General features: G+C 62.8%; 9 protein-coding genes. 2 read left to right on the forward strand and 7 right to left on the reverse strand.

Annotated features, from left to right (window positions below; translation table 11 throughout):
* Positions 1 to 966 (forward strand): ABC transporter permease, encoded by a 966-nt coding sequence (locus tag OKC43_RS15700; RefSeq protein WP_005340795.1) that lies wholly within the window; start codon positions 1 to 3, stop codon positions 964 to 966.
* A 266-nt stretch (positions 967 to 1,232) separates the two neighbouring features.
* On the opposite strand, the gene OKC43_RS15705 is transcribed toward OKC43_RS15700, so the two are convergent.
* Positions 1,233 to 3,224, reverse strand: coding sequence for a bifunctional 2',3'-cyclic-nucleotide 2'-phosphodiesterase/3'-nucleotidase (locus OKC43_RS15705; RefSeq protein WP_236272181.1), 1,992 nt, complete (start codon positions 3,222 to 3,224; stop codon positions 1,233 to 1,235).
* A 348-nt stretch (positions 3,225 to 3,572) separates the two neighbouring features.
* On the opposite strand from OKC43_RS15705, the gene OKC43_RS15710 reads away from it, so the two are divergent.
* Positions 3,573 to 4,514, forward strand: coding sequence for a hypothetical protein (locus tag OKC43_RS15710; protein WP_236272182.1), 942 nt, complete (start codon positions 3,573 to 3,575; stop codon positions 4,512 to 4,514).
* Positions 4,515 to 4,594: 80 nt separating this feature from the next.
* Here the strand turns inward: OKC43_RS15710 and mgtE are convergent, their stop codons facing one another.
* The 6 genes from mgtE to OKC43_RS15740 form a co-directional block, all read right to left on the reverse strand.
* Positions 4,595 to 6,019: a magnesium transporter gene (gene mgtE / locus OKC43_RS15715; RefSeq protein ID WP_043821442.1), complete on the reverse strand. Its 1,425-nt coding sequence runs from the start codon at positions 6,017 to 6,019 to the stop codon at positions 4,595 to 4,597.
* A 146-nt stretch (positions 6,020 to 6,165) separates the two neighbouring features.
* Entirely contained in the window at positions 6,166 to 7,566 is a 1,401-nt protein-coding gene (gene cysG, locus OKC43_RS15720) for a siroheme synthase CysG (RefSeq protein WP_236272183.1), read from the reverse strand.
* A 12-nt stretch (positions 7,567 to 7,578) separates the two neighbouring features.
* Positions 7,579 to 8,391 (reverse strand): nitrite transporter NirC, encoded by an 813-nt coding sequence (nirC, locus tag OKC43_RS15725; protein ID WP_199427791.1) that lies wholly within the window; start codon positions 8,389 to 8,391, stop codon positions 7,579 to 7,581.
* 57 nt (positions 8,392 to 8,448) lie between these two features.
* Positions 8,449 to 8,766, reverse strand: a complete 318-nt coding sequence (gene nirD, locus OKC43_RS15730; protein WP_041202829.1) for a nitrite reductase small subunit NirD — start codon at positions 8,764 to 8,766, stop codon at positions 8,449 to 8,451.
* The gene (gene nirB, locus OKC43_RS15735) at positions 8,766 to 11,312 is read right to left on the reverse strand and encodes a nitrite reductase large subunit NirB (RefSeq protein WP_236272184.1); all 2,547 of its coding nucleotides are present in this window, start codon (positions 11,310 to 11,312) and stop codon (positions 8,766 to 8,768) included. Before nirB ends, nirD begins: the two co-directional genes overlap by 1 nt.
* 305 nt (positions 11,313 to 11,617) lie before the next feature.
* Entirely contained in the window at positions 11,618 to 12,706 is a 1,089-nt protein-coding gene (locus tag OKC43_RS15740) for an ABC transporter permease (RefSeq protein ID WP_005355575.1), read from the reverse strand.

Genomic DNA, 12,706 nt, shown 5'->3' on the forward strand with positions numbered 1-12,706 from the left:
ATGTTTGAAATTCTGATCCTGATGCTGGATGCGACCATTCGTACTGCGCCGCCGTTGATTCTGGCCGCCATGGCGGGCATGTTCTGCGAGCGCTCCGGGGTGGTCAACATCGCGCTGGAAGGCAAACTGCTGGCGGCGGCGTTCGCCAGTGGTGCGGCGGCGGCGGTCTCCGGTTCTGCCTGGGTAGGTCTGGGTGCCGGGGTGGGTGTCTCCATCCTGTTTGCCCTGATGCACGGCTTTGCCACCATCACCCATCGCGGTGATCAGGTGGTGAGCGGCATGGCCATCAACATTCTGGCGGCCGGTCTGACCGTTACCCTGGGCCGTTACTGGTTCGATCAGGGGGGCCAGACTCCGGCGCTCTCCGGTGATGCCCGTTTCGCCCCCATCGATCTGCCCTATGCCAAGGAGTTGTGGGATGTGCCGGTGATTGGCCAGCTCTACAGCGAGCTGTTGAGCGGCCACTCCCTGCTGGAGTACGTGGCGTTTGCCTGCGTACCGCTGGCCTGGTGGGTGATGTTCCGTACCCGCTTCGGTCTGCGTCTGCGGGCGGTGGGTGAGGCGCCCGCAGCGGTCGATACCGCCGGTATCTCTGTGGTGCGGATGCGCTACACCGCGCTCCTCATCGGCGGCCTGCTGGCCGGTATCGGTGGCACCTATCTGGCGGTGGCCCAGACGGCCCAGTTCATCCCCAACATGAGTGCGGGCAAGGGCTTTATGGCACTGGCGGCGCTGGTGTTCGGCAAGTGGCGTCCCTGGAATGCCATGGCCGCCTGTCTGCTGTTCGGCTTCCTCGATGCGGTCGCCATCCGCCTGCAAGGGGTCAGCATAGGTGGCTTCGCCATTCCGGTGCAGGCCATCGAGGCACTGCCCTACATTCTGACCGTGTTCCTGCTGGCCGGTTTTATCGGCCGTGCGGTGGCGCCGAAGGCGCTCGGCACCCCCTATGTGAAGGAGCGGGAGTAGCGCCCTCTATCGCGATACTCCCACCCACGCAAATAACAGCAGGCCCACTTCGGTGGGCCTGTTTTTTTATGGGCGGGATGGGGCAGACCAGCCGGAATCTGGATGGTGTGATAGAGGGGGATGATGGCGTGAAGGGATAAATGGGTTGCGCGAGTTGCCGCAGGTAGCGGCTGGCGTACAAGAGCTGATCCCTCTGCCTGCACCATCAAAAACCCCCTCGTATCAGGAGGGGGTTGCAGAGGTTATTGCCGGATGAACCCTGAGGCTCAGGGAGCCAGCACCAGCTTGTAGACGCCAAAGCCGGGGTGTTTGGCATCGGTGGGTGGCAGGGTCTCCACATAGTTCAGCTTGCCACCGGTCAGGGCTTGCGCCTCGCTGCGTGGCGAGCTGTAGATGCGCAGATCCAGATTGGCGGGCAGGGGTGCCAGCTGCCAGTTGTTGTCTGCCGGGGGCTCGAAACCGGCCGGATTCTTCTCTGCCAGATCCTTGAGGTATTCGGAGAGCACTTCGCGGGTTTCGAACTGATCTTCATGGACGATCACCTTGGCGTTGATGCCCGGGAAGTTGCCACCACCGCTGGCGCGGTAGTTGTTGGTCACCACGTAGAACATCTGGGCCGGGTCGATCGCCTTGCCCTGATAGGTGAGGTTGGTGATGCGATAGCTGTCGCTCACCTTGTTGCCATCCACATCGTAACGGGCAGGTTTGGTCACATCGACCTGATAGTTCACCCCGTCGATCACGTCGAAGTTGTAGGTACGGTACTTCTCGTTCACCAGCCACTGGGTAGCGGTGCTGGCGGCATCGATCTTGTTGAACTGGACGGCACTCTTCTCCAGCCACTCCTGTACGGTCGCGCCATTGATGGCGACCACCTGCAGAGTGTTGGGGTAGACATAGAGGTCGGCCACGTTGCGCAGGGAGATATCGCCAGCCGGTACATAGGTGAAGTCGGTCGGGCCGTTGCGACCGCCACGGAATGGCGCGGCAGCGGAGAGGATGGGCCATTTCTCCTTGAGCTGACCATCCTGTTGCAGTTTCTTGGCGTGCCACAGCTGGGCGTCGTTGACGATCTGGATGGAGGGGTCATCCTGCACCAGCGCGAAGAAGCTGTGGATCGGCTTGGTGATCTTGCTGAGGGGCTCGTCCAGCCACTGGTTGGCCTGCTCGTGCTCGGCAATGACCTGATCGACCACCGCCTGATCTTCGGTGCTGCTGGCGCTACTGTCTATCTTGCGCAGCTGGGATTGGCTGGAGGCCACTTCCCAGCGACCCTCTTTCCAGGTCATGTGCAGGTCGATGATGCCGAGGTGGTTACCCCAGACGCCCGGCATCACGGTCGGTACGCCCGCTAGGGTGCCTTTCTCGTTGTCCACGTCGGTCATGTTGGGGTAGTCGCCCGGGAAGGTGCGGTGGGCGTGGCCCAGCAGCAGGGCATCGACCCCTTTCACCTTGGCCAGCGGCAGGGCGGCGTTCTCCATCATGGGTTCGCGCGGGTCACCTATGATGCCGGTGTGGGCCACGACCACGACGATGTCAGCGCCCTTGGCGCGGATTTCGGGTACATAGTGCTCGGCGGTCTCGACCATATCGGCCACCACCACCTTGCCTTCCAGATTGCGCTTGTCCCACTGGGTGATCTGGGGCGGGGTCAGGCCCAGCACCCCGACCTTGATGGTCTGGGTATTGCCGTTGGCATCCTTCACCTGACGATCCAGCACCACATAGGGTTTGAACTTCTGCTTGCTCCAGTCGATGGTGCCCTTGCCATCACGGCTGAAGGCATCGGCTTGGAAGACGTTGGCGTTGATGTAGGGGTAGTTGGCCCCTTTCAGGGTCTCGGAGAGGAAGTCGAGACCGAAGTTGAATTCGTGGTTGCCCAGGTTGCCGACATCATAGCTCATGGTGTTGAGCGCCTTGATGGCGGGGTGGGTCTGCTTGCTCAGCCACTGCTGTTTGACCTGCTGGTCGTGGATATAGTCGGCCAGCGGGGTGCCCTGGATCAGGTCGCCGTTGTCGATCAGCAAGTTGTTGGCGTTCTCTTCGCGGGCCTTGCGGATCAGCACTGCGGTGCGGGCAAAGCCCAGCGAGGCATCCGGCTTGTTCTGGTAGTAGTCGTAGCTCAGCAGGTTGGAGTGGATATCAGAGGTTTCGATCAGCCGCAGGGTGAGATCACCGGGGGCCTGAGAGTTGTTGTCATCACAGCCGGACAGCAAAAAGATAACTGCCACCGCGCTCAGTTTGAGGGTGGTTTTCATTGTTGGATTCTCTTGTTATGGGTATGCCAGCGTGGTGCATTCTATCGACAGCAAAAGAATCCTATTGTGAGCAGGCTGGCAATTCGGGCTAATTACCCTCCTGTTAATAGAGTTATGACTCTGATTTTCATCTGTTTTTTCTGGTCGCTACCCTCGCTGCTTTTTCGCCGTTAGTCGCCCTGTAGTCACCGCAGTGCGGTCGGGGCAAGCTGCGCGGCCTGCCGTTCCTGCGAGGCTGTAATGGTTGGTTACAGATCTCCATTCGACTGATAGATGACCTTTCCCTTAAATTCAGCGGCGATTGATTGCATCTAAAAATTACAAAGCGACAGCAAGGAATAAAACTTCATGAAAATGCACAACAAAGCGCTGCTGGCCATCGCCTGCGCTGCGGCCCTGTCTGCCTGTGACAGCGAAAAAGCTGCCAACAGCATTGCCAAGCGGGTGCCGCTGGCTCTGCCGGAGGCGGGTCTTTACCAAGCGAATCTGATGAGCCGCGACGGCGACAAGGCGACGCCGCGCATGATCAAGGATCTGGATGGTCTGGCGCTGGTCTACCCGAAGGGTGAAACCGTGCAGCACTGGGGTGTCTGGGTGGATCATCAGGTAGGCAAGGTCGAGACCAACAGCCAGTGGCTGGGTCAGGCTGACCAGAAAGCCGACAAAGACGGGATCTACCCGGTGCAGTTGATCCGCAACAGCGAACGGCTCGGCACCAGCACGGCGCTCAGCTCGGTGACCAACGACCACAACCTCATCACCTTCCAGGATCAGCCGGTCATCGATCTGCAGGGCAAGGAGATCAAGCGCTGGGTTTTTGATTTCACTCGGACCGGCACCAAGTTCTCCGACAATTCCCCCATCTATTCCGGTTTCAGCGGTCATGTGGCGGTGACGGCCCTGACCACCACAGCGGTGACCACGGCCAGCTGGAGTGCCACGGACAGCGATGGCTTCAGCAGCGACATGGTGGGCAAGGTGGATACCACCAACAACGGCGGCAAGCTGACGGTAGCGATCGAGTTCCCGGCGGCAGGTTGTACGCTGGTGGGCGAGGGGAGTGCCGCTGCAGGGTTGAGCAAGCTGACCATGACCGGGTTTGGCAAGTGCAACTTCAAGCAATCCGCTGCCGCCACGCCGATCGAAAACCTCTGGAATGCTGCTCTGGCCCGGGCGATGGATAACCGCGTCGCTTATGTCACCACCTATACCACGGATGCCAAAAAAGAGGCGCTGGTCATCGGCTTCCCCGACACCAATGGCTTGCTGATCACCGCTGACAAGCGATAAGCAGCTAACGGCAGGGGTTGGCAAACGCGCCTGAAACAACAAGGGAGCCAGTGGCTCCCTTGTTGTTTTCAACGCACGGTTTACAGCAGGAACAGGGTCGCCAGCCCGAGGAAGATAAAGAAGCCTCCGGTGTCGGTGATGGCGGTGATCATCACGCTGGCCCCCACTGCCGGGTCGCGGCCGAGGCGGGTCATGGTCATGGGGATAATGACCCCCATCAGGGCGGCCACCAGCAGGTTGAGCATCATGGCCAGGGTCATCACGGCGCCGAGCGCCGCATCCTGATAGAGCAGATAGGTGGCGATGCCCATGGTGCCGCCCCACACCAGCCCGTTGATAAAGGCGACGCCAAGTTCCCGCAGCAGCAGGAAGGAGAGGTTGCCTGCCTGAATGTGCTGCAGCGCCAGCGCCCGCACTATCATGGTGATGGTCTGGTTGCCGGTGTTGCCGCCGATCCCGGCGACGATGGGCATCAGGGCCGCCAGCGCCACCAGTTGGGAGATGGTGTGCTCGAACAGGCCGATCACCCGCGAGGCGACAAAGGCGGTGCAGAGGTTGATGGCAAGCCAGGCCCAGCGGGTCTTGACCGCCTTGGAGACCGGGGCGAACACGTCTTCATCCTCGCTGATACCCCCCATCCGGCGCAGGTCGGTGTCACTCTCCTCATAGACCAGATCCACCACCTCTTCGACGGTGAGGCGGCCCATCAGCTTGCCCTTGCCATCCACCACGGCGGCGGAGAGCAGGTCATCCCGCTCGAAGGTGCGGGCGGCCGCTTCGTCGTTATCTTCCGGATCGAAGGTGACCGGATCCCGCTCCATCACGTCGCTCACCAGGGTAGCGGGTTTGTGCAGCAGCACTGTGGTGAGGGCCAGCTCCCCCAGCAGGTGGTTGCGCCGATCGATGACGAACAGCTTGTCGGTGTTGGCGGGGATCTTGCCGCGCAGGCGCAGATAGCGCTGCACCGTGGCCAGACTCACCTCGGGGCGGATGGTGATGATCTCGAAGTCCATCATGGCGCCGACGGTGTGCTTGCCGTAGCGGATCACCTCCCGCACCCGATCCCGGTCGGCGGGGGCCATATAGGTGAGGAGCCGCCCCATCAGGTTGCGTGGCAGGTACTGGCCCAGATAGATCTGGTCGTCGATATCCAGGGTGCGCAGGGCGTGCAGCAGCTCCTTGTCGCTCATCCCGCTGATGAGGCTGTCCCACACCGTCTCCGACGCTTCGACCAGAATCTGGCCGCGCTTCTCCTCCTCCACCAGTGCCCATAGGGCATGACGTTCATCGGGCGGCAGCGACTCCAGCGCATCGGCGACGTCGGCGGCAGGCAGCCCGTTGACCAGTGTGGTGAGTTCGCTGGTCTGATCGCGCTGCTCTGCATCCTGCACCACCTGCGGATCGAGCAGGCTGTCGGTGAGGGCATCATCGCGCAGCAGCAGGGTGAGAATGCGGGATCTGTCATCCGCGCGCTGCCGGGCGCTGTTCTTGATGGGAAGAGACATGGGATGAATTCCTGAGATGGTAGCCAAGGGCTCAATGCCCATAGGATACCAGACTTAAAACAACAGGTTATGACCGTGATGGGAGAAGAGAGAGGTAAAAGTGAGGCCACCTGCTGGTGGCCTCATGGTGAGTTGCCGAGGATCCCTCAGGCGAGGGCTTGCTGAACCTGCGGTGCCTCGCCAAACCAGGCGAGCCGGTCGGCAAGGGTCACCACGGATCCCACCATGATCAGGGCCGGGCTCTCGACCCCCACCGCCAGCGTGGGCAGCTCATCGAGGGTGCCGCGAATGACCCGCTGGCAGGGCTGGGTGCCGCGCTCGATCAGCGCCACCGGGGTGCTGCTCGCCTTGCCGTGGGCCAGCAGTTGCTCGCGGATGGTGGCGCAGGAGGAGAGCCCCATATAGAACACCAGCGTCTGCTTATCCTTGGCCAGCAGCGGCCAGTCGAGATCCCGGGCGCCCCCCTTGCCGTGGGCGGTGACGAAGCGCACGCTCTGGGCGTGGTCGCGATGGGTCAGCGGAATGCCGGCGTAGGCGGCGCAGCCGCTGGCCGCAGTGATCCCCGGCACCACCTGAAAGCCGATGCCAGTACCAACGAGCGTCTCCAGCTCCTCGCCGCCGCGGCCGAAGATGAAGGGGTCGCCCCCCTTCAGCCGTACCACCCGCTGCCCCTTCTTCGCCTCCTCCAGCAGGAGCTGGTTGATCCCCTCCTGCGGCACGCAGTGGTTGCCCGCCTGCTTGCCGACGAAGATGCGCTTGGCATCGCGGCGCACCAGCGCCATCACCTCGTCGGAGACCAATCGGTCATAGACCACCACGTCGGCTTGCTGCATCTGGCGCAGGGCGTGCAGGGTGAGCAGACCCGGATCGCCGGGGCCGGCACCCACCAGAACCACCTCGCCAGCGCTCTGGCTTTCGTCGGCAAACAGGCTGTCGGCCAGCTGGTGGGCAGAGGCACTATCGCCCCGCGCCAGCGCCTGACCGAGCCGGTCGGCTCCGAGCAGCCGCTCCCAGAAGCGGCGCCGCTCCCCCATGGTGGCGAAGCGGGCCTTGACCCGCTCCCGCAGGCTGCCGGCAAAGGTCGCCACGGCCCCCAGATGTTGCGGCAGCAGGGCTTCCAGTTTTTCCCGCAGCAAGCGGGCCAGCACAGGCGCCTTGCCGCCGGAGGAGATGGCCACCATCAGCGGCGAGCGGTCGATGATCGACGGCATGATGAAGCTGGAGCGCTTCGGGTCATCCACCACGTTGGCAAAGATCCGCGCCTGATTGGCGCTTTGGTAAACCAGTGCATTCACCTCGCGCCGATCGGTTGCTGCCACTACCAACCACTTGCCCGCCAGTTGTTCCGGCACAAATTCACCGGCCAGCCACTCGATGCTGCCGTTGGCAGCCAGTTCCGCCAGCTCGGGGTCGAGCTCGGGCGCGACCACTGTGAGGTGGGCACCGGCATCCAGCAGCAGGCGCGCCTTGCGCTCCGCTACCTCGCCGCCGCCGACCAGCAGCACGGGTTTGTTGTCGAGTCGGCAAAAGATGGGCAAGTAGTCCATGGGGCCTCCGGATCAGGCGGTTCGGGTCTGGTTGGCGGTGCTGGTGGTTTCGCTCACCGCGACCGGGCGCTCAGCTTTCGGGGTGGCATACCAGTAGCCGAGGCCCATAAAGAGGACGCCGGAGACGGTGTTGCCCAGGGTCACCCACAGCAGGTTGTGGCCGATGCCGCCCAGGGTGTAGGCCTCGGAGTGGGCGCCAAACCAGGAGAGGGCGAACAGGGTCATGTTGGCGATGGAGTGCTCGTAGCCGGAGGCGATAAAGGCCAGCAGGCACCACCAGATGGCGATGAAGCGGGCCGCCCCTTCGGTGCGCAGCGCCATCCAGATGGCGAGGCAGACCAGCCAGTTGCAGAGGATCCCCTTCATAAACAGGGTCAGGGCCGGAGCCTGGGTTTTGGCCAGCGCCACCTTGTGGGCCAGACTGCCTGCATCCGGTAGCAGGCTGCCGCCGTAGGAGTAGATGAGCGCCACCACGATGGAGCCAATCAGGTTGCCGGCCCAGGTCTGCGGCAGGATGCGCAGCAGGTCGGCCATGGTGATCTTGCCGCTCTTCACCCCGAAGGTGAGGAACATGGTGTGGCCGGTAAACAGCTCGGAGCCAGCGATGATGACCAGCGTCAGGGCGATGCCGAAGGTGGCTCCCATCACCAGCGGTCGGATGGCGGGATCCACCAGATTGCCGAGGGTGAAGATCAGGATGATGCCGAGGCCCACATAGGCCCCCGCCATGGCGGAGCTGAGCCAGAAGCCGAGCTTGTCGCTGCGCTCGAAGCGGTTGATGCGGGCTGCGTTGGCGGCGCACTTGTTAATGGTTTCCGTGTACATCTTGTGAGTCCTTGAAAGGGCTGCCCTCTGGCAGCCCGAAAGAGAGTGAAATCGGCGTTAGACGGCGACCCAGACCTGCTGATCGCGCACTTCAACGGGGTAGCTCTGCACCGACATAGCGGGGTTGTCGAAACAGTGGCCATCGCTCAGGCGAAAGCGCTGCTTCTTGAGCGGGCTGGCCACCCAGAGCTCGCCGTCGTGTTCGCAGATCAGGCCCCGCGACAGCACGTTGGCGGCGAAGAAGGGATCCCGGTTGTCGATGGCGAACACCTCGGCGGCCGCGCTCGGGCGGAACAGGGCGATCTGGCGACCTTCAATGAGTGCGCAGACACCGGTTCCCGGCAGGATGTCGTTGAGTTGGCAGGCAAGTTTCATCATTTGGTCTCCACCTCGATCTGGTAGACGGGGATGCGCTCGGCCGGGGTCGCCGGTCGGTGCTGGTCACGCTCGGCGACAAACTGGACGTCCGGATCGCGTTTGTCGCTGTTGATGAAGTGGCTGAAGCGCTTGAGCGCCTCCTCTTCATTGAGGGTGCGCGACCATTCGCACTCGTAGCTGTCGATGAGGGTCTGGATATCGCGCTCGAGCGTCTCGGCCAGTCCCAGCTTGTCGTCGACGATCACCTCGCGCAGGTAGTCGACGCCCCCTTCCAGATTGCCGAGCCAGACCGAGGTGCGCTGCAGTTTGTCGGCGCTGGTGACGTAGAACATCATAAAGCGGTCGATCAGCTTGATGAGGGTCTCGCGGTCGAGGTCAGACGCCAGCAGATCGGCGTGGCGCGGCTTCATGCCGCCGTTGCCGCCCACATAGAGGTTCCAACCCGCATCGGTGGCGATGATGCCGACATCCTTGCCCTGGGCTTCCGCACATTCGCGGGTGCAGCCGGAGACGCCGAACTTCATCTTGTGCGGGGTGCGAATCCCCTTGTAGCGGTTCTCGAGGAAGACCCCGAGGCCAACGCTGTCCTGCACGCCGAAGCGGCACCAGGTGCTGCCGACGCAGGTTTTGGCCATGCGCAGTGCCTTGGCGTAGGCCTGACCGGTCTCGAAACCCGCCGCCAGCAGCTTGCGCCAAATGGCAGGCAGATCATCCTTCTGGGCCCCGAACAGGCCGATGCGCTGGGCGCCGGTGATCTTGGTGTAGAGCTTGTAGTCGCGGGCCACTTCGGCCACCGCCAGCAGCCCCTCCGGAGTCACTTCGCCACCGGCCATGCGCGGGATGACGGAGTAGCTGCCGTCCTTCTGCATGTTGCCGAGGAAGATATCGTTGGTGTCCTGCAACGGGATGTTGCGCGGGCTCAGCACATGCTCGTTCCAGCAGGAGGCGAGGATGGAGCCGACGGTCGGTTTGCACACTTCGCAGCCATAGCCCTGACCGTGTTTGGCCAGCAGCTCGTCGAAGCTCTTGATCCCCTCCACCTTGACCAGATGGAACAGCTCCTGACGGGAGTGGGGGAAGTGGGCGCAGAGGTGGTTGTTGACCTCGATCCCCTGCTTCACCAGCTCGGCGTTGAGCACCTGACTGATGAGCGGCACGCAGCCGCCGCAGCCGGTACCGGCCTTGGTGTGCTGCTTGATGGCGGCAAGGGTGGTGTGACCTTCGGCCACCGCCTGAGCGATGTCGCCTTTGGAGACGTCGAAGCAGGAGCAGATCTGGGCGCTTTCCGGCAGGGCATCCACTCCCAGGGTCGGCTTGGCGCCGGCGTAGGCGGGCAGGATCAGGGTATCCGGGTGGCTCGGTAGCGGCAGGGCGTTGAGCATCATCTGCAGCAGGTTGCCGTAATCTTCCACATCACCCACCAGCACGGCGCCGAGCAATCGGCTGTTGTCTTCGCTCACCACGATCTTCTTATAGACGCCGGCCTGATCGTCCTGAAACACATAGCTGTGGCTGCCCGGGGTGCGACCATGGGCATCGCCGATGGAGCCGACGGAGACGCCGAGCAGCTTGAGCTTGGCGCTCATGTCCGCCCCCTCGAAGCGGCTGTCGTCGCCGAGCAGGTGGTCGACGGTGATCTGGGCCATCTTGTAGCCCGGCGCAACCAGCCCGAAGAAGCGGCCCTGCCAGGCGGCGCACTCGCCGATGGCGTAGATGTCGGGGTCGGAGGTGAGGCAGTGATCGTCGATGACGATGCCGCCGCGCTCGGCGATGGCGAGATCACCGTAGCGGCCCAACGTATCTTGCGGGCGAATGCCGGTGGAGAAGACCACCACATCCACTTCCAGCTGGCTGCCATCGGCAAAGGCGAGGCGGTGTTTCGCCTGCTCGCCGCCATGCATCAGGATCTCGCTGGTGCTCTTGCTGGTGTGTACCTGCACGCCCATGGATTCAATCTTGCGGCGCAGCAGCTGGCCGCCCTGACCGTCGAGCTGCTCGGCCATCAGCACAGGGGCAAATTCAACCACGTGGGTCTCGAGACCCAGTGCCTTGAGGGCACCTGCCGCTTCAAGGCCAAGCAGACCGCCCCCGATCACCACCCCGCTCTTGCCGCTCTTGGCGGCGCTGCGGATGGCTTTCAGATCCTCGATGGTGCGATAGACGAAGCACTCGTGGTGCTGGCTGCCCGCAATGGGCGGCACCCAGGGGTAGGAGCCGGTGGCCAGCACCAGCTTGTCGTACCCGACCACTGTGCCCTTGTTGGAGTGCACTTCACGGTTGGCCCTGTCGATTTTTTTCACCGCTTCGCCGAGCAGCAGGCGGATGCCGTGCTTGTCGTAGAAGCCGGGTTTGACGAGGGAGAGATCTTCGCTGGTGTGATGGGAGAAGTAGGAGGAGAGATGGACGCGATCGTAGGCGGGGCGGGGTTCTGCACCGAAGACGGTGATCTCGTAGCGGCCCGGCTCGGCCCGCTCGATCAACTCTTCGATGAAGCGGTGCCCCACCATGCCGTTGCCCACAACGACCAGTCTGACTTTGCTCATGATTGCCTCTAGTTTGGAGTAATAAAACATCATTCTGGGGCTAGGCTACCCAGTCAGTCGGGGCGGGCAATTGATGCAAATCAAGTGTCTATTTATATATCTCGTCAGGGGTAATTCGATAAAATTCAAAGATATACAAAAATAGGTATACCAGTTGATGATTTCTGCGCTGGCTCGGGGTGAGGGATGGTGGAGAGCAAGCCCGCTTTAGCAAAAGCCGGGGAGTGAAAACTTCTGGCGGAAAAAGGCCGGCCTCGCACTGGCGAGACCGGCATCAATGGGCATCAGCCGAGCAAGGCTGCGCGTCAGGCGATATGGCGGCGGAACATGGCGAGCGCCAGCGACAGGGTGACGCCGGCGATGGCGAGCAGCGGCCAGAGCAGGGGCCAGGCGGCCGACCAGTCAAACCCCTTGAGGAAGACCCCCTTGAGCAGCACGATGAAGTGGGTGAGGGGGTCGATGGCTGCCAGCCACTGGAACACCTGCGGCATGTTCTCCACCGGCGAGATGTAACCCGAGAGGATCACCGCCGGTACGGTGAAGGAGAAGACTCCGAGAAAGGCCTGCTGCTGGGTCGAGCAGAACGACGAGATGAAGAGCCCGATCCCGGCCAGTGCCAGCCCGTAGCAGACCATGCCCGCCATCAGCAGGCTGAGGCTGCCGGCAAAGGGGAGGTGAAAGACAAAACGGGCGGCCAGCGCGACTATGCACCCTTGCCCCACCGCCACCATGATGCCGGGCACCGCCTTGCCCGCCATGATCCAGCCTGCGGTGAGGGGGGAGACCAGCAGCTGATCGAAGGTGCCCTCTTCCCGCTCCCGCGCGACCGAGAGGGCGGTGACAATCAGACAGCCGGTGGTGGTGATGATGGCCACCAGCGCCGGCAGGATATGCCAGTGGAATTCGACGTTGGGGTTGTAGAGGTTGCGTACCGCCAGTTCGGGTTGCCCCTTGCCCTCACTTTGCCAGCGGGCGATCACCTGACTGATGTAGCCCGCCGCCACCTGACCACCGTTGGAGCGGCGGCCATCGATAATCAGCTGCACCTTGGCCGGTTCGCCCCGCGCCAGCCGGCGCGAGAAATCGCCCGGAATAATCAGCCCGAGCAGTGCCTGCTGCCCGGTGATGGCCTCGGTCATGCCCGCCTCGCCTTGCACCGGGATGATGGTGGTGAAGGCGGGCATATGGGTGAGGCGCTCCAGCAGCTCGCGGCTCTGGGCTCCGCCATCCTGGTTGTAGATGGCCAGCGTGTTGCCGGTCACCTCCAGAGTGGCGGCGAACGGGAATAGGGCGGTTTGCAGCAGCACCGGCATGATGAGCAGAAAGCGCCCCTGGGTATTGCCCATCAGGGCCTGCAGCTCTTTTCGGATCAGCCACCAGAGTCGGATCAGCAT

The organism is Aeromonas sp. Y289-2 (genome assembly GCF_027705925.1).
GTDB classification, from domain to species: domain Bacteria; phylum Pseudomonadota; class Gammaproteobacteria; order Enterobacterales; family Aeromonadaceae; genus Aeromonas; species Aeromonas veronii.

Bases quoted from the DNA above. Each gene is read 5' to 3' on its own strand.
- OKC43_RS15700 (WP_005340795.1), top strand. From the start codon at position 1: ATGTTTGAAATTCTGATCCTGATGCTGGATGCGACCATTCGTACTGCG.
- OKC43_RS15705 (WP_236272181.1), bottom strand. From the start codon at position 3,224: ATGAAAACCACCCTCAAACTGAGCGCGGTGGCAGTTATCTTTTTGCTG.
- OKC43_RS15710 (WP_236272182.1), top strand. From the start codon at position 3,573: ATGAAAATGCACAACAAAGCGCTGCTGGCCATCGCCTGCGCTGCGGCC.
- mgtE (WP_043821442.1), bottom strand. From the start codon at position 6,019: ATGTCTCTTCCCATCAAGAACAGCGCCCGGCAGCGCGCGGATGACAGA.
- cysG (WP_236272183.1), bottom strand. From the start codon at position 7,566: ATGGACTACTTGCCCATCTTTTGCCGACTCGACAACAAACCCGTGCTG.
- nirC (WP_199427791.1), bottom strand. From the start codon at position 8,391: ATGTACACGGAAACCATTAACAAGTGCGCCGCCAACGCAGCCCGCATC.
- nirD (WP_041202829.1), bottom strand. From the start codon at position 8,766: ATGAAACTTGCCTGCCAACTCAACGACATCCTGCCGGGAACCGGTGTC.
- nirB (WP_236272184.1), bottom strand. From the start codon at position 11,312: ATGAGCAAAGTCAGACTGGTCGTTGTGGGCAACGGCATGGTGGGGCAC.
- OKC43_RS15740 (WP_005355575.1), bottom strand. From the start codon at position 12,706: ATGCTGATCCGACTCTGGTGGCTGATCCGAAAAGAGCTGCAGGCCCTG.